The 20,164-nt window shown below is 66.0% G+C and carries 15 protein-coding genes and 3 tRNA genes; 10 read left to right on the top strand and 8 right to left on the bottom strand.

What is annotated here, in order from left to right; genetic code table 11:
- Positions 1-41 precede the first annotated feature (41 nt).
- The 9 genes from tig to ABIC90_RS10015 all read left to right on the top strand — a co-directional run bounded on the left by tig (position 42) and on the right by ABIC90_RS10015 (position 8,463).
- Positions 42-1,358: a trigger factor gene (tig, locus tag ABIC90_RS10055; protein WP_354353947.1), complete on the top strand. Its 1,317-nt coding sequence runs from the start codon at positions 42-44 to the stop codon at positions 1,356-1,358.
- Positions 1,359-1,536: 178 nt separating this feature from the next.
- The gene (gene clpP, locus ABIC90_RS10050) at positions 1,537-2,145 is read left to right on the top strand and encodes an ATP-dependent Clp endopeptidase proteolytic subunit ClpP (protein ID WP_354353946.1); all 609 of its coding nucleotides are present in this window, start codon (positions 1,537-1,539) and stop codon (positions 2,143-2,145) included.
- 132 nt (positions 2,146-2,277) lie between these two features.
- A complete protein-coding gene (clpX, locus tag ABIC90_RS10045; protein WP_354353945.1) occupies positions 2,278-3,543 on the top strand; it encodes an ATP-dependent Clp protease ATP-binding subunit ClpX in 1,266 nt (421 codons plus the stop codon).
- Positions 3,544-3,566: 23 nt separating this feature from the next.
- Entirely contained in the window at positions 3,567-6,008 is a 2,442-nt protein-coding gene (gene lon / locus ABIC90_RS10040) for an endopeptidase La (protein ID WP_354353944.1), read from the top strand.
- Between the two features lie 53 nt (positions 6,009-6,061).
- Positions 6,062-6,137: transfer RNA gene (locus ABIC90_RS10035), tRNA-Gly, on the top strand.
- Positions 6,138-6,200: 63 nt separating this feature from the next.
- Positions 6,201-6,274, top strand: a tRNA-Cys gene (locus tag ABIC90_RS10030).
- Between the two features lie 100 nt (positions 6,275-6,374).
- Positions 6,375-6,466 (top strand) — tRNA-Leu (locus ABIC90_RS10025).
- Between the two features lie 22 nt (positions 6,467-6,488).
- Positions 6,489-7,130, top strand: a complete 642-nt coding sequence (locus tag ABIC90_RS10020) for a DUF6806 family protein (RefSeq protein ID WP_354353943.1) — start codon at positions 6,489-6,491, stop codon at positions 7,128-7,130.
- 28 nt (positions 7,131-7,158) lie between these two features.
- Positions 7,159-8,463, top strand: a complete 1,305-nt coding sequence (locus ABIC90_RS10015; RefSeq protein WP_354353942.1) for an MFS transporter — start codon at positions 7,159-7,161, stop codon at positions 8,461-8,463.
- A 4-nt stretch (positions 8,464-8,467) separates the two neighbouring features.
- Here the strand turns inward: ABIC90_RS10015 and ABIC90_RS10010 are convergent, their stop codons facing one another.
- From ABIC90_RS10010 to proV, 7 genes are all read right to left on the bottom strand, one after another.
- The gene (locus ABIC90_RS10010; RefSeq protein ID WP_354353941.1) at positions 8,468-10,678 is read right to left on the bottom strand and encodes an Ig-like domain-containing protein; all 2,211 of its coding nucleotides are present in this window, start codon (positions 10,676-10,678) and stop codon (positions 8,468-8,470) included.
- An 89-nt stretch (positions 10,679-10,767) separates the two neighbouring features.
- Positions 10,768-11,559, bottom strand: coding sequence for a hypothetical protein (locus tag ABIC90_RS10005; RefSeq protein WP_354353940.1), 792 nt, complete (start codon positions 11,557-11,559; stop codon positions 10,768-10,770).
- Between the two features lie 14 nt (positions 11,560-11,573).
- Positions 11,574-12,377 carry a glutamate racemase gene (gene murI, locus ABIC90_RS10000; RefSeq protein WP_354353939.1) on the bottom strand — a complete coding sequence of 268 codons (804 nt, stop codon included), beginning with the start codon at positions 12,375-12,377 and terminating at the stop codon, positions 11,574-11,576.
- Between the two features lie 4 nt (positions 12,378-12,381).
- Positions 12,382-13,935 carry a fumarate hydratase gene (locus ABIC90_RS09995; protein WP_354353938.1) on the bottom strand — a complete coding sequence of 518 codons (1,554 nt, stop codon included), beginning with the start codon at positions 13,933-13,935 and terminating at the stop codon, positions 12,382-12,384.
- A 76-nt stretch (positions 13,936-14,011) separates the two neighbouring features.
- On the bottom strand, positions 14,012-15,025 hold the full coding sequence (gene proX / locus ABIC90_RS09990; RefSeq protein ID WP_354353937.1) for a glycine betaine/L-proline ABC transporter substrate-binding protein ProX: 1,014 nt from the start codon (positions 15,023-15,025) through the stop codon (positions 14,012-14,014).
- Positions 15,026-15,048: 23 nt separating this feature from the next.
- A complete protein-coding gene (gene proW, locus ABIC90_RS09985) occupies positions 15,049-16,230 on the bottom strand; it encodes a glycine betaine/L-proline ABC transporter permease ProW (RefSeq protein WP_354353936.1) in 1,182 nt (393 codons plus the stop codon).
- A 23-nt stretch (positions 16,231-16,253) separates the two neighbouring features.
- Entirely contained in the window at positions 16,254-17,525 is a 1,272-nt protein-coding gene (gene proV, locus ABIC90_RS09980; RefSeq protein ID WP_354353935.1) for a glycine betaine/L-proline ABC transporter ATP-binding protein ProV, read from the bottom strand.
- A 500-nt stretch (positions 17,526-18,025) separates the two neighbouring features.
- On the opposite strand from proV, the gene fumC reads away from it, so the two are divergent.
- Positions 18,026-19,423 (top strand): class II fumarate hydratase, encoded by a 1,398-nt coding sequence (gene fumC / locus ABIC90_RS09975; protein ID WP_354353934.1) that lies wholly within the window; start codon positions 18,026-18,028, stop codon positions 19,421-19,423.
- A gap of 55 nt (positions 19,424-19,478) precedes the next feature.
- Here fumC and ABIC90_RS09970 read toward each other — a convergent pair whose 3' ends face one another.
- Positions 19,479-20,096 carry an NAD(P)-dependent oxidoreductase gene (locus ABIC90_RS09970; protein WP_354353933.1) on the bottom strand — a complete coding sequence of 206 codons (618 nt, stop codon included), beginning with the start codon at positions 20,094-20,096 and terminating at the stop codon, positions 19,479-19,481.
- Between the last annotated feature and the right edge of the window lie 68 nt (positions 20,097-20,164).

Below are 20,164 nucleotides of genomic sequence, written 5' to 3'. Positions count from 1 at the left end.
GATGCAGGCCCCGCGCACCAGCCCCTCACAAGGAAGACACCATGACCGTGACCGTTGAAACTCTCGAGAAGCTCGAACGCAAGATCACGCTGACCCTGCCGGTCGGCACCATCCAGAACGAAGTCGATTCGCGCCTCAAGAAGCTCGCGCGCACCGTCAAGATGGATGGCTTCCGCCCCGGCAAGGTGCCGATGAACGTCGTGGCCCAGCGCTATGGCTACTCGGTGCACTACGAAGTCATGAACGACAAGGTCGGCGAAGCCTTCTCGCAAGCCGCCAACGAAGCCAAGCTGCGCGTGGCCGGCCAGCCCCGCATCACCGAGAAGGAAGAGTCGCCCGAGGGCGAACTGGCCTTCGACGCGGTGTTCGAGGTGTTCCCCGAAGTCAAGATCAACGACCTGTCCGGCGCTGAAGTCGAGAAGCTCTCGGCCGAAGTGGGCGACGACGCGATCGACAAGACCCTGGACATCCTGCGCAAGCAACGCCGCACCTTTGCCCAGCGCGCGCAAGACGCCGTCGCGCAGGACGACGACCGCGTCACGGTCGACTTCGAAGGCAAGATCGACGGCGAGCCCTTCCAGGGCGGCAAGGCCGAAGACTTCCAGTTCGTGGTCGGCGAAGGCCAGATGCTCAAGGAATTCGAAGACGCGGTGCGCGGCATGAAGTCCGGCGACAGCCGCACCTTCCCGCTGTCGTTCCCGGCCGATTACCACGGCAAGGACGTGGCCGGCAAGCAAGCCGACTTCATGGTCACCGTGAAGAAGATCGAAGCCACCCACCTGCCCGAAGTCAACGAGCAACTGGCCAAGTCGCTCGGCATTGCCGAAGCCACCGTCGAGGGCCTGCGCGCCGACATCAAGCGCAACCTCGAGCGCGAAGTGAAGTTCCGCCTGCTGGCGCGCAACAAGAACGCCGTGATGGACGCGCTGGTTGCCAACGCCGAACTCGACCTGCCCAACGCCAGCGTGCAGTCCGAAGTCGCCCGCATGATCGAAGGCGCCCGCGCCGAGCTCAAGCAGCGCGGCATCAAGGACGCCGACAAGGCCCCGATTCCCGAGGAAGTGTTCCGTCCCCAAGCCGAGCGCCGCGTGCGCCTTGGCCTGGTGGTGGCCGAGCTGGTGCGTGCCAACAACCTGCAGGCCAAGCCCGAGCAGATCAAGGCCCACATCGACGAGCTGGCCGCGAGCTACGAAAAGCCGGCCGACGTGGTGCGCTGGTACTTCAGCGACAACAACCGCCTGGCCGAAGTCGAAGCCGTGGTCATCGAAAACAACGTGACCGATTTCGTGCTTGCCAAGGCCAAGGTCAACGAGAAGTCGGTGTCGTTCGACGAACTGATGGCGCAGCAGCAAGGCTGAGCGTCGCGCCGGGCCGCCCCAAGCCAGCTCGCGCCGCGGTGCGAAGCGCTGAGGTAGTCCGGCCTGCGCAGCTGCCCGCAACGCCAATGGGGCTTGTGCTTTGCGGCACGAGCCCCATTTCACTCAGGCGTACAGTTCATACACAGCGAACGATTCCATCTTCCCGGAGAGCTACTTCATGATCGCAAACGAAATTCAAGGCCTCGGCATGATCCCGATGGTCGTCGAGCAGTCGGGCCGCGGCGAGCGGTCCTACGACATCTACTCGCGTCTTCTCAAGGAACGCATCATCTTCCTGGTGGGCGAGGTCAACGATCAAACGGCCAACCTCGTGGTGGCCCAGATGCTGTTCCTGGAGAGCGAGAACCCCGAGAAGGACATCTCTTTCTACATCAACTCCCCGGGTGGCAGCGTGAGCGCCGGCATGGCCATTTACGACACCATGCAGTTCATCAAGCCCGACGTGTCGACCATGTGCCTGGGCTTCGCGGCCAGCATGGGCGCCTTCCTGCTGGCGGCCGGCGAGAAGGGCAAGCGTTTCTCGCTGCCCAATTCGAAGGTCATGATCCACCAGGTTCTGGGCGGCGCGCGTGGCCAGGCCACCGACATCGAGATCCATGCGCGCGATATCCTGCGTACCAAGGAACAGATGAACCGCATCCTGGCCGAGCGCACGGGCCAGCCGCTGGAAAAGGTCAAGACCGATACCGAGCGCGACTACTTCCTCACGGCCGACGAGGCCAAGGACTACGGTCTGGTCGACCAGGTCGTTGCCAAGCGCGGTTGAAGCTGCCCGGCGCCAGGCGGCGCCGCATAGCGCCGCCATAGGGCGCAAAAGGCAAGAACGGCGTTTTCCACACGGGAAACGCCGTTTTTGTTTAGTTATCATTGTCAATACCCTGCAACGAGGCACCTGTCCATGGCCGAAAAAAAAGGCTCTTCCAGCGAAAAAACGCTTTACTGCTCGTTCTGCGGCAAGAGCCAGCATGAGGTCAAGAAGCTGATCGCGGGACCTTCGGTCTTCATTTGCGACGAGTGCATCGACCTCTGCAACGAAATCATCCGCGACGAACTGCCGGCCGGTGAAGAGGCGCGCGAAGCCCGCAGCGACCTGCCCACGCCCCTGGAGATCAAGACCAATCTCGACAACTACGTGATCGGCCAGGAGCCGGCCAAGCGCATGCTGTCGGTGGCGGTCTACAACCACTACAAGCGCCTGCGCCACAAGGAAAAGGCCAAGGGCGAGGAAGTGGAGCTCAGCAAGAGCAACATCCTGCTGATCGGCCCCACGGGCTCGGGCAAGACGCTGCTGGCGCAAACGCTCGCGCGCATGCTCGACGTGCCCTTCGTGATGGCCGATGCCACCACGCTGACCGAAGCCGGCTACGTGGGCGAAGACGTCGAGAACATCATCCAGAAGCTGCTGCAGAGCTGCAACTACGAAGTCGAACGCGCCCAGCGCGGCATCGTCTACATCGACGAAATCGACAAGATCTCGCGTAAATCCGACAACCCCTCGATCACGCGCGACGTGTCGGGAGAGGGCGTGCAGCAGGCCCTGCTCAAGCTCATCGAAGGCACCATGGCCAGCGTGCCGCCACAGGGCGGGCGCAAGCATCCGAACCAGGACTTCCTGCAGATCGACACGACCAACATCCTGTTCATCTGCGGCGGCGCCTTTGCGGGCCTGGAGAAGGTCATCGAAAACCGCACCGAGGCCTCGGGCATCGGCTTCGGCGCCACGGTCAAGAGCAAGGCCCAGCGCAGCATCACCGAGGTGTTCCGCGAAGTCGAACCCGAAGACCTGATCAAGTTCGGCCTGATTCCCGAACTCGTGGGCCGCATGCCCGTGATCGCCTCGCTCGCGGAACTCAGCGAGGACGCGCTGGTCCAGATCCTGACCGAACCGAAGAATGCGGTGGTCAAGCAGTTCACCAAGCTGCTGCAGATGGAAGGCGTCGACCTGGAGATCCGTCCGGCGGCGCTCAAGGCGATCGCTCGCAAGGCCCTGGCCCGCAAGACCGGTGCACGCGGCCTGCGCTCGATCCTTGAACAGTCGCTGATCGACACCATGTTCGAATTGCCGAATGCGACCAATGTCGACAAGGTGGTGGTCGAAGAATCGACCATCGACGAAAACAAGCCCCCGCTGCTCGTGTACCGCGAAGCGGCGAAAAAGGCCTAAAGCCAAAGACGCGAAGGATCTGCATGTCTGGCCACACCCCCTTGCCCCCCGAAGCCCTCGACCTGCCGCTGCTCCCGCTGCGCGACGTCGTGGTGTTTCCCCACATGGTGATCCCGCTCTTCGTGGGACGCCCCAAGAGCATCAAGGCGCTCGAACTGGCCATGGAGGCGGAGCGCCGCATCATGCTGGTGGCCCAGAAGGCCGCCGCCAAGGACGAGCCCTCGGTCGAGGACATGTTCGAAGTCGGCTGCGTCTCGACCATCCTGCAGATGCTCAAGCTGCCCGACGGCACGGTGAAGGTGCTGGTCGAAGGCCAGCAGCGTGCACGCGTGAACCGCATCGATGACGGCGAAACGCATTTCACCGCCAACGTGACGCCCGTCGAGGCGCCCGAAGGCGGCGAGAAGGGCACCGAGGTCGAGGCCCTGCGCCGCGCCGTGATGCAGCAGTTCGACCAGTACGTCAAGCTGAACAAGAAGATCCCGCCCGAGATCCTGACCTCGATCTCGAGCATCGACGACGCCGGCCGCCTGGCCGACACCATCGCCGCCCACCTGCCGCTCAAGCTGGACAACAAGCAGGCCGTGCTCGACCTGGACGACGTCAAGGCGCGCCTGGAAAACCTGTTCGGCCAGCTCGAACGCGAGGTCGACATCCTCAACGTCGACAAGAAGATCCGTGGCCGCGTCAAGCGCCAGATGGAGAAGAACCAGCGCGACTTCTATCTCAACGAGCAGGTCAAGGCCATCCAGAAGGAGCTCGGCGAAGGCGAAGAGGGCGCGGACATCGAGGAGATCGAGAAGAAGATCAAGCTCGCCAAGATGTCCAAGGAGGGCCTCAAGAAGGCCGAAGGCGAGCTAAAGAAGCTCAAGCTGATGTCGCCCATGTCGGCCGAGGCCACCGTGGTGCGCAACTACATCGACGTGCTCATCGGCCTGCCGTGGAGCAAGAAGACCAAGATCAAGCACGATCTGGCCAATGCCGAGGCGGTGCTCAATGCCGACCACTACGGGCTCGAGAAGGTCAAGGACCGCATCCTGGAATATCTCGCGGTGCAGCAACGCGTCGACAAGGTCAAGGCACCCATCCTGTGCCTCGTCGGCCCACCGGGCGTCGGCAAGACCTCGCTGGGGCAGTCGATCGCCAAGGCGACCGGCCGCAAGTACACCCGCATGGCGCTGGGCGGCATGCGCGACGAAGCCGAAATCCGCGGCCACCGCCGCACCTACATCGGCGCGCTGCCGGGCAAGGTGCTGCAGGGCCTGAGCAAGATCGGCACGCGCAATCCGCTGTTCCTGCTCGATGAAATCGACAAGCTGGGCACCGACTTCCGCGGCGATCCGTCGAGCGCGCTGCTCGAAGTGCTGGACCCCGAGCAGAACCACACCTTCGGCGACCACTACGTGGAAGTCGACTTCGACCTGAGCGACGTGATGTTCGTCGCCACCTCGAACTCGATGAACATTCCGCCGGCGCTGCTGGACCGCATGGAAGTCATCCGCCTCTCGGGCTACACCGAGGACGAGAAGACGCACATCGCGATCAAGTACCTGCTGCCCAAACAGCTGAAGAACAACGGCGTCAAGGAAGAAGAACTCCTGGTCACCGAAGAGGCCGTGCGCGACATCGTTCGCTACTACACGCGTGAAGCCGGTGTGCGTTCGCTCGAGCGCGAGCTGTCCAAGATCTGCCGCAAGGTGGTCAAGGGCCTGCTGCTCAAGCAGATGACGCCGAAGGTCACCGTGGACGGCGCAAACCTCAACGACTTCCTGGGCGTGCGCAAGTACAGCTTCGGCCTCGCCGAAAAGCAGAACCAGGTCGGCCAGGTGGTCGGCCTCGCATGGACCGAAGTCGGCGGCGACCTGCTGACGATCGAAGCAGTCACCATGCCCGGCAAGGGCGTCATCAGCCGGACCGGATCGCTGGGCGACGTGATGAAGGAATCGGTCGAAGCCGCACGCACCGTGGTGCGCAGCCGCTCGCGTCGCCTGGGCATCAAGGACGAGGTGTTCGAGAAGCGCGACATCCACATCCACGTGCCCGACGGCGCAACGCCCAAGGACGGCCCGAGCGCTGGCGCTGCGATGACGACGGCCTTCGTGTCGGCGCTCACGGGCATTCCGGTGCGTGCCGATGTCGCGATGACCGGCGAGATCACCCTGCGCGGCGAGGTCACGGCGATCGGCGGCCTGAAGGAAAAACTTCTGGCTGCACTGCGCGGCGGCATCAAGACCGTGCTGATCCCCGAGGAGAACGCCAAGGACCTGCAGGACATCCCCGAGAACGTGAAGAACGGCCTGGAGATCGTGCCCGTGAAGTGGATCGACAAGGTCCTGGAAATCGCGCTCGAAAAGATGCCCGAACCCCTGTCGGACGAAGAGGTCGCCGCCTCCGCCGCCGCGGTGGCCGAGTTGGCCAAGCAGCGCGCTGCGGCGCCCGCTGCAGAGGGCTCCGTCAAACATTGATGGCTGGATTTGCAGAACCTCGAAAAAATGGCATATAATTCGAGGCTCGAAACGCGGGAATAGCTCAGTTGGTAGAGCGCAACCTTGCCAAGGTTGAGGTCGAGAGTTCGAGACTCTTTTCCCGCTCCAGTTTTGAAAAAGGGAAGCAATCGCTTCCCTTTTTTTCGCAAGTTCGAGTTCGTTTTTCTGTGTGGCGCGATAGCAAAGCGGTTATGCAACGGATTGCAAATCCGTCTAGCCCGGTTCGACTCCGGGTCGCGCCTCCACTCTTCTCGTTCAACACGATTCGATCCCGACAAACCAGCCCCGCCAACCACCGTTGCCGGGGCTTGTTTCGTTTGGGTTATCGTCGATGCTCAACCTGACGCCCGGATGGTGAAATTGGTAGACACATCGGACTTAAAATCCGCCGCTTCCTTGATCGGGGCATACGGGTTCGACCCCCGTTCCGGGTACCACATATAGAAAAAGGAGCATTCGATGCCTCGCTACAACGCTCCATTTGAAATCCATGTGCATGGCGACGTGCCATTGCGGCCGGACGTGAGCTTCGACCAGATCCAGGAAGCGCTCAAGCCGCTCTGGAAGTACGCAGGCGCCAAGTCGCTCGCTGACGGCGCCACCAGCACCTACGAAGAAGAGCCCGGCATCCGCTTCGAGCAGAAGGACCACACGCTGCAGATCTGCTGGACCGTCCCCGGCGACGAAGACTTCCGCCAGGCGCTCGACGAAATGTGCATGGCGCTGAACGAGCTCTCGGACCGCGGCGCCGCCATCGAGGTCACCTTCTACGACACCGACTTCGATGAGGAAGAGGGCGACCCCGACGAAGAATCGCGCGACGATTTCCTGATGTTGTTCGTCGGTCCCAACCCGGCCGCGATCATGCAGGTGCAGCGCGACCTGCTGGTGGAAGACGTCGTCAACCTTATGGAGCGCCATTTCGACGGCGCCGAACTGGGCGGCGTCGTCTCCGAAATCGACCGCCTCTTCAGCGACCGCTTCGATGCGCTGGTGAACTCGCTCGAAATCGGCAAGCGCCCGCGTGGCACCGGTGGTTCGGGCAGCGGTGGCAGTGGCGGCGGCCACGGCGGCGGTCGCCGTCCGCGCCACCTGCACTAGCCAAGCCCCACAACCGCGCCGAGGCAGCATGGCCCTGTTTCCTGCCTCCGCGCTGCGCCCGGGCGTGCGCAAGCGCGAAGTGTTCGGCTGGGCGATGTACGACTTCGCCAACTCGGGCTACACCACGGTCGTGATCACGGCGGTGTTCGCCGCCTACTTCGTGGGCGGCATCGCCAAAGGCGCCCCATGGGCGGCCTTTGCATGGACCGCGGCGCTCAGCGTGTCCTATGCCATCGTGATGCTCACCATGCCCGCCATCGGCGCCTGGGCCGACCTGCGCGGTGCCAAGAAGCGGGTGCTGGTCATCACCACCATCGGCTGCGTGCTGGCGACGGCCGCGCTGGCATTCACGCCGCGTTTTGCCGGCGCCGCGGGTGGCGTTGCCATGGCCATGGCGCTGGTGATCGTCTCCAACGCCTTCTATTCCTACGGCGAGTCCCTCACGGGCGCTTTCCTGCCCGAACTTGCCACGCCCGAAGGCATGGGCAAGGTGAGCGGGTGGGGTTGGGCCGTCGGCTACGTCGGCGGCATGCTGGCGCTGGGCATCTGCCTGGCCTATGTGCTGTGGTCGCAGGCGAGGGGCCTTCCCGCCGCGCACTTCGTGCCGGTCACGATGCTGATCACGGCCGCCATCTATGGCGCGGCGGCATGCGCCACTTTCGCGCTGCTGCCCGAACGCGCGCAGCCCAAAACCGCCGGCAACGAACTCGGCGCCTGGCAGCAGCTGCGCGCCACTTACCGGGAGGCGCGCGCCTACCGCGACTTCATGTGGTTGCTGGTCTGCACGGTTTTCTACCAGGGCGGCGTGGCGGTTGCCATCACGCTCGCGGCGATCTACGCCGAGCAGGTGATCGGCTTCGTGGCCAGCGAGACCATGGTGCTGATCTTCGTGCTCAACGTCGCGGCTGCCATCGGCGCGTTTTCGTTCGGCTACATCCAGGACCGCATCGGCCACAAGGTGTCGCTGGCGGCCACGCTGGTGGCTTGGATCGCGGTCTGCGTGATCGCCGCCATGGTGACCACCAAGGGCGGCTTCTGGTGGGCCGCCGCGATTGCCGGGCTCGCCATGGGTTCAAGCCAGTCGGCCGGCCGCGCGATGACCGGCTACCTGGCCCCGCCCCGGCAACTGGCCGAGTTCTTCGGGCTCTGGACCTTCGCGACCCGGCTGGCCAGCATCATCGGCCCGCTGAGCTTCGGCGCGATCACCTGGGCCACGGGTGGCAACCAGCGCATCGCGATCCTGTCGACCGCGGTGCTGTTCGTGGCGGGGTTGCTGTTGCTGCTGCCGATCGACATGCGGCGCGGCCGCGAAGCCGCGCTGCGCAGCGAGTGAGCGGTCAGGGCAGCTTGTCGCCGAACAGGCTGTCGTTGGTCAACGGCCAGCCTACCGCCGGTGCATAGCGCACGGTCCAGTTCGCCGGGTCCTTCACGCGTGCCGCTAATGCGGCCAGGTCCGAACGGTCCAGCGATCCGGTGTAGATCGCATTCGTCTGGTTGGCCGGCGTGGCAATGAACGAGAAGCCCGTGCCCGCCGTCGTGATCGCATCGGGAATGGTGCCCGCGGCGCCGCCCAGTGTCAGGCTTGCGAGAAAGTTGCCCACTGCCGTGATCTTGCCGGCCTTGCCGGGCGTGAGATCGGCGATGGTGCCCCCCGTGAATGCGTAGATCGTCTCCGACTTGCCGATGCCGCCCGGCGACCCGAGCGTGGTGCCCTTGTCCGCGATCGGATTGCCTGTGACGTCGGTCTGGATGGTCACGATGGTGCCTGCCGGCAGGTTCTGATCCGCGGTCCAGACAAAGGCGGTCTCGTTCGTGATGTCGGTGAATTCCAGCGCGCCCGCCTTGCGGTCGCGGTCAGTGAACATCACCTGCGTGCCGCCGTTCACGGCCTTCAGCAGCACGAAGGCATAGGCGTCCGGTGTCTCGGCATTGCCAGCCATGAAGAGCAGGTCGCCTGCGGCCAGAGGCGTGGGGACGCCCGCGCTCGTGAAGCTCAGCTTCGTCGCATCGGCGATGCCGGGGAAGGCGTTGCCTGCCGCGTCGGTGAGGGCGTTGGCGTCCACCGTGACGTAGTAGCCCGTGTTCATGGCGAGCTTGGCCGTGGGCACCAGCGTCAACACGTTGAAGGCCACCTGTACGCGTGCGGACGGGCTCGCGGCATTGAAGGTCTCGACCACATTGCCGTCGGCTGTGTGCAGCACGATGTTGCCGGCACCGAGGCGGATCGCTTCGTTGAACGACAGCGAGAGCTGCGCGTCGAGGTTGACGCCGATGCGTCCGGCGGGCGGCGAAGCCTTCTGCAGCTTCGGCGCGGCGGTGTCCAGCCACGGCGCGCCCAGGCGCACGACATAGCCGTCGAACTTCTGGTCTGCCGGCGGCAGGTCTTTGGAGGCGGTGTTGCCGTCCCACTTCGTGTCGCCGTTGTCGAGCAGCAGTTGCACCTGCGTGTCGGCCTTCACGGGGCCTGGCACTTCCACGGTGGACTCGAAGCTGCCGCCGGTGGCCTTGCGCAACGCATCGAGGTCGTTCGACAACTCCACTGGCGCACTTCCCGGGTTGCCGTTCCACGCAAAGAGCGCGAAGTTGCGATCCACGTCCGGGCTCGCGGCTCCGGCGGGGCCGGCCACGATCAGGTAGTTGCCGTCCGTGCCCTTGTCGATCGACCGGATGCCGCGTCCGCCGAGCTCCAGCTCGATGGGCGCGCCGAACGCGGCCTGCGTGGCCGTGCCACCCACCAGCGCGGCGTAATTCTGCACCGGCACGATCAGCGCCTTGGCACGCACCGAGCTGCCCGTTTGCGGCGCGCGGAAGCCCAGCCACAGGGCGCTGTCGCCCGGCGCGGTGGTCATGCCCTCGATGGAGAAGCCGTCGACGCGCTCCGGCACGATGCCTGCCGCGGCGGAGACGGCAAAGCCGAAGTGGTTGGCGCCCAGGCCGTGCGCGTTGCCCGCGTCCCAGGCGATCAGTTGCGCCTCGAGCAGCGAGAACTGCCCCACGTAGTCGAAGGTGGTGGCCGCGCCGGTGCCGCTGACCTTGACCGCGAACAGGTGCGAGCGGTCGGCGGCCGCGTCGCCGCCGTCTTTCTTGTTGCTGTTGGAGCCGGTAAGGTACAGCGTGTCGCCGATGCGCGTGCCGGCTTCCAGGTCGAGCTCCTTGGCGAGCTTCGGGCCTTCGAGTTCGTAGCTCCATTCCTTCACGGCGGCGCCGCCGGCGCGCGGGTAGACGCGCAGCACGTTGGCCTCGTCGTCGGCCACCAGCATGAAGCCGTCGGGCAGGGCGAAGGCGGTCGACGCGTCCGACGAACCCTCGGTGGTGCCGGCATTGGGCGTGAACTGCGCCTTGGAAACCAGCTGCTCCGGCGCTGTAGCGGGCGGGTTCGTGACCGGGGGCTGCGTCGCCGGTGGGGCGACCGCCGCAGGCGGCACGATCGGAAAGAACGCGCTGCCGCCCCCGTCGCTACCGCCGCCGCACGCGGCCAGCAAGAGGGTCAGGGCACTGGCGAGCAGCATGGGCTTGAAGGGAATCCGGGTGTGGGAGGGCGAGTGCATGGTGCGCGGTTGTTGTTCTGGACAAACCGCGCATGCTGATACTTTGGTGTGACGCCGCCGTGAAAAAGCCGGCGACGTTCAGGCTTCGGTCAGGGAGATTGCTGCAGCAGCGACTTCGGCACCTTGAAGCGCTCGCCGTCGTAGCGCAGCGTGGTGGTGCTGAACCTGGCGGGCAGCGATTTCTCGATGCAGCTCTGGTCTTCCTGCATCTGCGCATGGCTCTGGACCAGGGTGCGCGAGAGCTGCAGGTCGGCAAAGCCGTTGCTCGTCGCCTTGCCGACCGACAGCATGGTGCGCAGCTTCTCGAAGTGGCCGGTGCAGGTGGAGTCCCAGCCGCCGTTGTCGTGGTCGAGCTCGACCTCCTGCAGCACCTCGCGCACCTTGGTGCCGTGCTGCACGTAAAGGCGCACCGTCTCGCGGGCGAGCGGGCTGGCCGATGCGCTGCTGCCGCGGTAGCGCACGCGCACGCCGAAGGCGCGGGCGTCCGGCGAGAGAACGTAGCGCGAGGTATCGATGCGGATGTCCTGGATCGAGGTGGTGGCGTCCTCGTCGAGCGCTTCGGGCTGGAAGAGGCGGCCCACGACGGTGTCGCGCTCGGTGTTGCCGTTGTCGGGGCGCTGGATCAACAGCACTTCGAGATCGAAGACCTTGGCACCCTTGTCGGTGGTTTCGCGCGGCATCGGCAGCACCACGATGCTGCGCCCCGGAAAGGCCGGCCACACCTTGCAGGCGGCAAGCCGTTCGTCCAGCGGACGCTTGGGGTAGAGCTTGGCGTGCATGCGCTCGGCCAGGCCGCTTTCGCACGCGGCATGGCCGAGGCCGGCAGCCGTGAGGCACAGCAGGAGCAGCGCCGCGCGCAGGGAGTGAAAGAGGGGGCGCATCGGGTGCGGCAGTTTCAGGCGGCGCTCGCCGTCGTGCCTTGCGGCGAGGGGGAGCGGGCAAGCCAGCGCGCGGCGGCGGCTTCGAGCAACGCGTGGTCGCCGCTGCTTTGCAGTCGCAGCCCGCCTTCGCCGTCCGCGAGGCGATTCAGCGACGCCAGCACGCGCCGCGTCTGCTGCGCGACCGGCGCGCCGGTGTCGATGAAGCGCAGCGCCGGCGGCGCGTGGCGCTGGAGCTCGTTCTTCACGAGCGGATAGTGGGTGCAACCCAGCACCACGGTGTCGACTTGGCCGGCCGTGTCGCCAAAGGGCCCGGCTTGCGCCATGTAGCGCGCGCACAGCAGCGAAATGGCTTCTTCGTCAAAGCCTTCGATGGCTTTCACCAGGCCGTCGCACGGCACCGCGCGAACGTCGGCGGAGCCGGCGAACGAATCGCGCAGGGCGGCGTACTTTGCGCTGGCCAGGGTTCCGCGCGTGGCCATCACCGAGATGCGGCCCGTGCGGCTCGTTGCCACGGCCGGCTTGAGCGCGGGCTCCAGCCCCACGATGGGCAGCGCCGGATGCTCGGCGCGCAGCAGGTGGATGGCGGCCGTCGTGGCTGTGTTGCAGGCCACCACCAGCGCCTTGATGCCGTGCTCGGCGATCAACTGTTCGGTCACCTTGCGCGAACGCTCGATCACATAGGCATCGCCGCGCTCGCCGTACGGCGCATAGGCCGTGTCGGCGAAATACACGAAGCGCTCATGCGGCAGCTCGGCGCGCAGCGCGGCGAGCACGCTGAGGCCGCCCACGCCGCTGTCGAACACGCCGATCGGTTTCAAGGCCTCAGGCCTCTTCCATCATGATGGTCTTGAACTCGCCGCTGGCGATGCGCTTCTGCCATTCGGCCGGGCCGGTGATGTGCGCGCTGGTGCCGCCCGCATCGACCGCCACCGTCACCGGCATGTCGACCACGTCGAATTCGTAGATGGCTTCCATGCCCAGGTCCGCGAAGCCCACGACCTTGGCGGTCTTGATGGCCTTGCTCACCAGGTAGGCGGCGCCGCCCACGGCCATGAGGTAGGCGCTCTTGTGCTTCTTGATGGCCTCGATGGCCACCGGGCCGCGCTCGGCCTTGCCGATCATCGCGATCAGGCCGGTCTGGGCCAGCATCATTTCGGTGAAGCCGTCCATGCGCGTGGCGGTGGTCGGGCCGGCGGGGCCGACGGCTTCGTCGCCGACAGGATCGACCGGGCCGACGTAATAGATGACCCGGTTGGTGAAGTCCACCGGCAGCTTCTCGCCCTTGGCCAGCATGTCCTGGATGCGCTTGTGCGCGGCGTCGCGGCCGGTGAGCATCTTGCCGTTGAGCAAGAGCGTGTCGCCCGGCTTCCAGCTGGCCACTTCGGCGGGCGTGAGCTTGTCGAGGTCCACGCGCTTGCTCTTCTTTTCATCGGGTGCCCAGTTGACGTTGGGCCAGAGGTCGAGCGAGGGCGGGTCCAGGTACACCGCGCCGCTGCCGTCCATCACGAAGTGCGCATGGCGGGTGGCCGCGCAGTTGGGGATCATTGCCACGGGTTTGCTGGCCGCGTGCGTCGGGTACATCTTGATCTTGATGTCCAGCACGGTCGCCAGGCCGCCCAGGCCCTGCGCGCCGATGCCCAGCGCGTTGACCTTTTCGTACAGCTCGATGCGCAGCGCCTCGACCTTGCTGAGCTCCGCGCCCGAGGCTTTCTTGGCCTGCAGCTCGTGCATGTCGAGGTCATCCATCAGGCTTTCCTTGGCCATGAGCGCGGCCTTCTCTGCCGTGCCGCCGATGCCGATGCCCAGCATGCCCGGCGGGCACCAGCCGGCGCCCATGGTGGGCACGGTCTTGAGCACCCAGTCGACCACGCTGTCGCCGGGGTTCAGCATGACCAGCTTGCTCTTGTTCTCGCTGCCGCCGCCCTTGGCCGCGACCGTCACTTCGAGGGTGTTGCCCGGAACGATCTCGGTGAAGATCACCGCGGGCGTGTTGTCCTTGGTGTTCTTGCGGTCGAACTGCGGATCGGCCACGACCGAGGCGCGCAGCGTGTTGTCGGGGTGGTTGTAGCCGCGGCGCACGCCTTCGTTGATGGCGTCGTCCAGGCTGCCGGTGAAACCGCCCCAGCGCACGTCCATGCCCACCTTGAGGAACACGTTGACGATGCCGGTGTCCTGGCAGATCGGGCGGTGGCCCGTGGCGCTCATCTTGCTGTTGGTCAGGATCTGCGCAATGGCGTCCTTGGCGGCGGGGCTCTGTTCGCGCTCGTAGGCACGGGCCAGGTGGGCGATGTAGTCGGCGGGATGGTAGTAGCTGATGTACTGCAGCGCGGCGCTGATCGATTCGATCAGGTCGGCCTGCTGGATCGTGGTCGTCATGGTGGGGGCTTTTTTGTAGGGGGAAACACGGGGAATCGCCCCCGGATTATCTCAGCCGCCGCCCGGCGCCGCCGTTCTACCTCGCGGCAGCCCGCGCCTGAGCGATCCAGCCGTCGAACAGTGCCTGGTGCACCCGGATCCAGCCGTCCGCATGCCGCTCCACGTCCTGCTGCGTGTTGGCGCCCTGGCTCATGCGCAGGTTCTGGGCGTTGATGTCGCCGATCGGCAGCTTCATCACCTCGAACAGCTTGCCTGCGGCCGGGTTCTTTTCGACGAAGGCCTTGTTGGCGACGATCTGCTCCTGGTTGGCCTGGAAGCCGTAGTTCTTGCCGTTCGGCAGTTGCGTGTCGGCTTTCCCCTCTTGCGACGAAGAGAAAGGCACCTGCAGCCACACCACGTCCGCGCCCGGGCGCAGCACGGCGCTGACCCAGTACGGCGTCCAGGTGTAGTACAGCACCGGCTTGTTCTGCTTGAAGCGCGCGATGGTGTCGGCCATCAGCGCGGCGTAGCTGCCTTGCTTGTGGGTGACGTTGTCGCGCAGCTGGTAGGCGCTCAGGTGGTTCTCGATGGCCAGCTCGCAGCCCCAGCCGGGGTTGCAGCCCGTGAGGTCGGCCTTGCCGTCGCCGTCCGCGTCGAACAGCCTGGCGATGGCCGGGTCCTTCAGCTGCGCGAGGTTGGTGATGTTGTACTGCTCGGCCGTCTTGCGGTCGATGAGGTAGCCCTGCACGGCGCCGTCCGAATACACGCCGGTGCGCGAGAGCTTGGCGTCGCCGCCGCTGTTCTTGTAGAAGTCGGCGTGCAGCAGGCTCCAGTGGTTGGCCATGAAGGTGGCATCGCCATTGGCAATGGCCAGGTGCTCGGTGGCGGGCTCGAGGTCCTTCATGGGTTCGACGGTGTAGCCGAGCTTTTCGAGCCCGCGCATCACCAGCAGCGTCTGGAACGCCTCTTCGGCGAGCGAGCTCTTGAGCGGCTGCACGGTGACGCCCTTGCCGGGCAGATCGTTGGCGGCGTGGGCCAGGTGGGCGCCCATGCCGAGGGCGACGAAGCCGAGGGCCAAAAGGCCGCGGGCGATGAGACTGGTTTTCTTCATGCGTTGTTTTCCTCCGTGACGTGTCATTGCGCTTGTGTGGAGAGGGCAGGCACGCGCCCGTCCGCTTCACGCGAAGGCGTGCCCACCAGTCGCTGCAGCACGCGCAGCGCGAGGCCGGCCGGCCCGGTGTGCCACCAGCGCCGCCCGGCGCTGCGGCGCGACTTGCCCATCGCCTGCGTCAGCCGGTCGAGCGAAATCGCCAGCAGCACGATGCCGAGGCCGCCGACGGTCGCCAGGCCCATGTCGAGCCGCCCGATGCCGCGCAGCACCATCTGGCCGAGGCCGCCCACCGCGATCATCGAAGCGATGACCACCATCGACAGCGACAGCATCAGCGCCTGGTTGATGCCCGCCATGATCGACGGCATGGCCAGGGGCAACTGCACCTTCACCAGCATCTGCCAGGGCGAGGCGCCGTAGGCGCGCGCGGCCTCGATCAGGTCGGGCCGCACCTGGCGCAGGCCCAGGTTGGTCAGGCGCACCAGCGGGGCCAGCGCGAAGATGATGGTCACGATCACGCCCGGCACGTTGCCGATGCCGAAGAGCATCACCACCGGCACCAGGTACACGAATGCGGGCGTGGTCTGCATCGCATCGAGCACGGGCCGCATGATCCGCTGGGCCCTGTCGCTGCTGGCCAGCAGCACGCCCAGCGGCAGGCCGAGGATCATGCAGAACACCAGCGAGGTCAGCACCAGCGACAGCGTCACCATGGCCTCGGGCCAGATGCCCAGCATGGCCACCAGCAGCAGCGCCACCGTGGTGCCGATGGCCAGCGCGCGGCCGGCGAACTGCCAGGCGAAGAGGCCGATGAGCGCGATCATCGCGAGCGTCGGCAGGCCGGTGAGCAGGCTCTGCACCCAGTTCAGCGTGCTGTCGATGGGCAGGCGCACCGTCTGGAAGAAGGGGCGGAAATGCTCGACCACCCAGCCCAGGCCCTGGTTGATCCACGATTCGACGGGCAGCGAGCCGTCCCACAGGCGGTGCAGCTGGAAGCCGCTGGCGGCGTCGGCCGAGCCGGCCAACGGATGGGCCGCGTCGACGGGCGCGTCGAGCCAGGCGCTGGTGGCTGCGGTATCTGGCGCGGCCGACAGGGCCTCCCACGGGTCGACCGAAGCGGTCGGCTGCGGTGCCGCGGCGGTGGCGGCATCGGTGGCTGCGTTGTTCAAAGGCGTGAATTCGGAGGGAAGTACGGTGTCGTTCATCAGATGGTTCTTCTCGGAGACGTTCAGGCGACGGCCACGGTGGCCACGGGGGCGGCGGCAGGCAGGGGTTGCTGCGGCTGGTGCGCCGGGTCGATCGGCGGCGTGTCGCGATCCAGGAACTTCAAAAGCGTGGTCTTGCTGATCGCGCCGCAGAAGCGGCCGTCACTTGCCACCACTGGCATCGCGCACGGTGCCGAGCCCACCTGGCCGATCAGGTCGGCCACGGGCGCATCGGCCTCGACCACGCCCAGGTCGTTGAGGAAGGCATGGCGCAGGCCGAGCGGCCCCGAGTGCCCGTCGAGCGCCGCGCGCAGCGTGTCGGCCGACACGGTGCCCAGGTAGCGCTTGGTGGGGCTGGTCACGTAGGCATAGTCGCGGTCCTGGTCTTCCAGCACCTTGAGCGCCGCGCGCGCACCGCGCTCGGGGTGCTCGCACACCACGGTGAGCGACTTGCGCGCGATGTCCGCCGCCTTGAACACGGCGGCCGCGTCCACGCCGCGCACGAAGCTGCGCACGTAGTCGTCGGCGGGGCTGCGCAAGATCTCGTCGGGCGTGCCGACCTGGATCACTTGGCCGTCTTTCATGATCGCGATGCGGTCGCCGATGCGCATGGCCTCGTCCAGGTCGTGCGAAATGAAGACGATGGTGCGGCGCTGCTCCTGCTGCAGGCGCAAGAGTTCCGACTGCATCTCGGTACGGATGATCGGATCGAGCGCCGAGAAGGCCTCGTCCATCAAGAGGATCGACGGATCTGAGGCCAGCGCGCGCGCCAGGCCCACGCGCTGCTGCATGCCGCCGGAAAGCTCGTCGGGGTAGCTGTCGCCCCAGCCCGCAAGGCCCACCTGGGCGAGCGCCAGGTCCGCTTGTGCCAGGCGCTCCTTCTTGCTGGTGCCCGAAAGCTCGAGGCCGAAGGCGGTGTTCTCGCGCACCGTCATGTGCGGCATCAGCGCGAACGACTGGAACACCATGCTGATGTCCTTGCGGCGCAGCGCGCGCAACTTGGCGTCGGAGTGGTCGTTGATGTCTGCGCCGTCGATCACGATGCGCCCGGCGGTCGGCTCGATCAGCCGGTTCAAGAGGCGCACCAGCGTCGACTTGCCCGAGCCCGAGAGGCCCATGATCACGAAGATCTCGCCGGCCTGGATCTCGAAGGTGGCATCGAACACGCCGATCGATTGCCCCGTCTTCGCGAGGATTTCCTTCTTCGAAAAACCTTGGCGGACGAGTTCGAGGGCTTGATCGGGCGAATCGCCGAACACCTTGAAAACATGGTCGATGAGAATTCCTTTGGCCATACGCCGGGGCTCCTTGTGTGAAGGTTGAACACAGTGCCGCCCTTGCGGACGGCAACGGTCACGCCATCAGCCCAGGAGGCCGACCGAACACAGAGCGCGTGCGAAAGACGCGCATGCAATGGCCCGGCGAGCCTCAAGGGGCTGCCGACAGGCACTGAAGACGACGTGGCGACGAAACCAGTGCCCGCCGAAAGGGTGGCGTGGCAGTGGGGCCGGAAAACATCCGGCCGGTTTGCCGGGCAGGGCCCGGCGGGGAGAGCCTTGCACCGCGACGGGATTCGGAGATCCGCGAGTAGTGCAGGGAAACCAACATGACTTGTTGGTCGTCTGAAGCCATCGATTATAACTTTTTGGCATGAACCGAGTCAAACCCATGGCCCGGCGCGAGGGTAGGCCGAGGGCTTAAAGACCTGCCAGATGCGAGCCATTCTTATCGGGGGATACTCGGGGCCGCGCCCGGTGACCGGGCACAACCACTCAAGACTGCGGAGCTTTTTTCCATGACCACTTCCCCCAAGACCCGTTCGGAGCGCGACACCTTCGGCCCCATCGACGTGCCCGCCGACAAGCTGTGGGGCGCGCAAACGCAGCGCTCGCTGCAGAACTTCGACATCTCCGGCGAGCAGCAGCCGCGCGAGATCATCAAGGCGCTGGCCCAGGTCAAGCGTGCATCGGCCGTGGTCAACCACGCGCTGGGCCTGCAGGACGAGAAAAAAACCCAAGCCATCGTGGCTGCGGCCGACGAAGTCATCGCCGGCAAGCACCCGGGCGAATTCCCGCTGGTGGTGTGGCAGACCGGTTCGGGCACCCAGACCAACATGAACGTCAACGAGGTGCTGGCCAACCGCGCGAGCGAGATCCTCGGCGGCGAGCGCGGGGAAGGGCGCCTGGTGCACCCGAACGACGACGTGAACCGCAGCCAGTCGAGCAACGACGTGTTCCCGACGGCCATGCACGTGGCGGCCGTCGAGGCCATCACCCACAAGCTGCTGCCCGCCATTGCCAAGCTTCGCGGCACGCTGGAACAGAAATCGAAGGACTTCGCCGACATCGTGAAGATCGGCCGCACCCACCTGCAGGACGCCACGCCCCTCACGCTGGGCCAGGAGTTCTCGGGCTACGTCGCGCAGCTGGCGCACGGCGAGGCGCATGTGCGCGCCGCGCTGCCGCACCTGAGCGAACTGGCGCTGGGCGGCACGGCCGTGGGCACCGGGCTGAATGCGCCGAAGGGCTATGCGGAACAGGTCGCCGCCGAACTGGCGAAGCTCACGGGCCTGCCGTTCATCACCGCACCGAACAAGTTCGAAGCCATGGCCAGCGTCGATGCGCTGGTGCACGCCCACGGCGCGCTCAAGACGCTCGCCGCCAGCATGAACAAGATCGCCAACGACGTGCGCTGGCTCGCGAGCGGACCGCGCAGCGGCATCGGCGAGCTGAGCATTCCCGAGAACGAGCCGGGCTCGTCGATCATGCCGGGCAAGGTCAACCCGACCCAGAGCGAAGCGGTGACGATGCTGGCCGCGCAGGTGTTCGGCAACGACGTGGCCATCAACATCGGCGGCGCCTCGGGCAACTTCGAGCTGAACGTGTTCCGCCCGATGGTGGCGCACAACTTCCTGCAGAGCGTGCGCCTGCTGGCCGACGGCATGGTGAGCTTCAACGACCACTGCGCCGTGGGCATCGAGCCGAACCGCGAACGCATCACCGAGCTGGTGCAGCGCTCGCTGATGCTGGTGACGGCGCTGAACACGCACATCGGCTACGACAAGTCGGCCTACATCGCCAAGAAGGCGCACAAGGAAGGCACGAGCCTGCGCGAAGCGGCGATCGCCTCGGGGCACCTGACGGCCGAGCAGTTCGACCAGTGGGTGATCCCCGAAAACATGACGGGCCGCTGAATCGGACCTGCCTATGAAAAAAGGACCCGGCGGGTCCTTTTTTATTGCCGGCCGATCAGTATCCGATCGTGTAGCGCTGGCGCGAATGCGCCGGCTTTTCGAGCTCGTCGATGAACGCGATCGCGTAGTCCTCGAAGCTGATCCAGCTGCGGCCTTCGGCGCTCACCAGCAGGTCGTCCTTGCCCAGGCGGAACTTGCCGGTGCGCTCGCCTTCAACGAACTCGGCGGAGGGCGACAGGACGGTCCAGTCGAGTTCCTTCTCGCCGCGCAGCGCATCCAGGAACACGCCGCCGGCCGTGGCTTCGGCGCGATAGGCGTCGGGGAAATTCGGCGTGTCGATCACTTTCAGGCCGGGCGCTGCAAACAAGCTGCCCGCGCCGCCTACCACCAGCAGGCGCTTGACGCCCGCACTCTTGACTGGGCCGATGACGGCCGCGGGCGGCACGGTGGCGAAGTGTGCGGCGCTGAACACGGCGTCGTGGCCGGCCAGGGCTTTTTCGAGTGCGGGAGCGTCCAGCACATCGAGGTCGACGGCCTTCACATTGGCGCGGCCCGACAGCTTGTCGCTGGCCTTGCGGGCGATGGCGGTGACGGTGTGGCCGCGGCGCAGCGCTTCTTCGAGAAGGCGGCCGCCGGCGCGTCCGGTGGCGCCGATGATGGCGATGTGGCTCATGAGGAACTCCTGTGGCAAGACCAAAGTGGATGGGATGCGTCGAATCTTAGGTTGCTGCTTTCGAAAGA

This window comes from Variovorax boronicumulans (assembly GCF_040544675.1).
Lineage (GTDB): Bacteria > Pseudomonadota > Gammaproteobacteria > Burkholderiales > Burkholderiaceae_C > Variovorax > Variovorax boronicumulans_D.
The sequence above is the reverse complement of the archived record's forward strand: the minus strand, read 5'-3'. Positions and strand labels throughout refer to the sequence as shown.

Bases quoted from the DNA above. Each gene is read 5' to 3' on its own strand.
- tig (WP_354353947.1), top strand. From the start codon at position 42: ATGACCGTGACCGTTGAAACTCTCGAGAAGCTCGAACGCAAGATCACG.
- clpP (WP_354353946.1), top strand. From the start codon at position 1,537: ATGATCGCAAACGAAATTCAAGGCCTCGGCATGATCCCGATGGTCGTC.
- clpX (WP_354353945.1), top strand. From the start codon at position 2,278: ATGGCCGAAAAAAAAGGCTCTTCCAGCGAAAAAACGCTTTACTGCTCG.
- lon (WP_354353944.1), top strand. From the start codon at position 3,567: ATGTCTGGCCACACCCCCTTGCCCCCCGAAGCCCTCGACCTGCCGCTG.
- ABIC90_RS10020 (WP_354353943.1), top strand. From the start codon at position 6,489: ATGCCTCGCTACAACGCTCCATTTGAAATCCATGTGCATGGCGACGTG.
- ABIC90_RS10015 (WP_354353942.1), top strand. From the start codon at position 7,159: ATGGCCCTGTTTCCTGCCTCCGCGCTGCGCCCGGGCGTGCGCAAGCGC.
- ABIC90_RS10010 (WP_354353941.1), bottom strand. From the start codon at position 10,678: ATGCACTCGCCCTCCCACACCCGGATTCCCTTCAAGCCCATGCTGCTC.
- ABIC90_RS10005 (WP_354353940.1), bottom strand. From the start codon at position 11,559: ATGCGCCCCCTCTTTCACTCCCTGCGCGCGGCGCTGCTCCTGCTGTGC.
- ABIC90_RS09995 (WP_354353938.1), bottom strand. From the start codon at position 13,935: ATGACGACCACGATCCAGCAGGCCGACCTGATCGAATCGATCAGCGCC.
- proX (WP_354353937.1), bottom strand. From the start codon at position 15,025: ATGAAGAAAACCAGTCTCATCGCCCGCGGCCTTTTGGCCCTCGGCTTC.
- proW (WP_354353936.1), bottom strand. From the start codon at position 16,230: ATGAACGACACCGTACTTCCCTCCGAATTCACGCCTTTGAACAACGCA.
- proV (WP_354353935.1), bottom strand. From the start codon at position 17,525: ATGGCCAAAGGAATTCTCATCGACCATGTTTTCAAGGTGTTCGGCGAT.
- fumC (WP_354353934.1), top strand. From the start codon at position 18,026: ATGACCACTTCCCCCAAGACCCGTTCGGAGCGCGACACCTTCGGCCCC.
- ABIC90_RS09970 (WP_354353933.1), bottom strand. From the start codon at position 20,096: ATGAGCCACATCGCCATCATCGGCGCCACCGGACGCGCCGGCGGCCGC.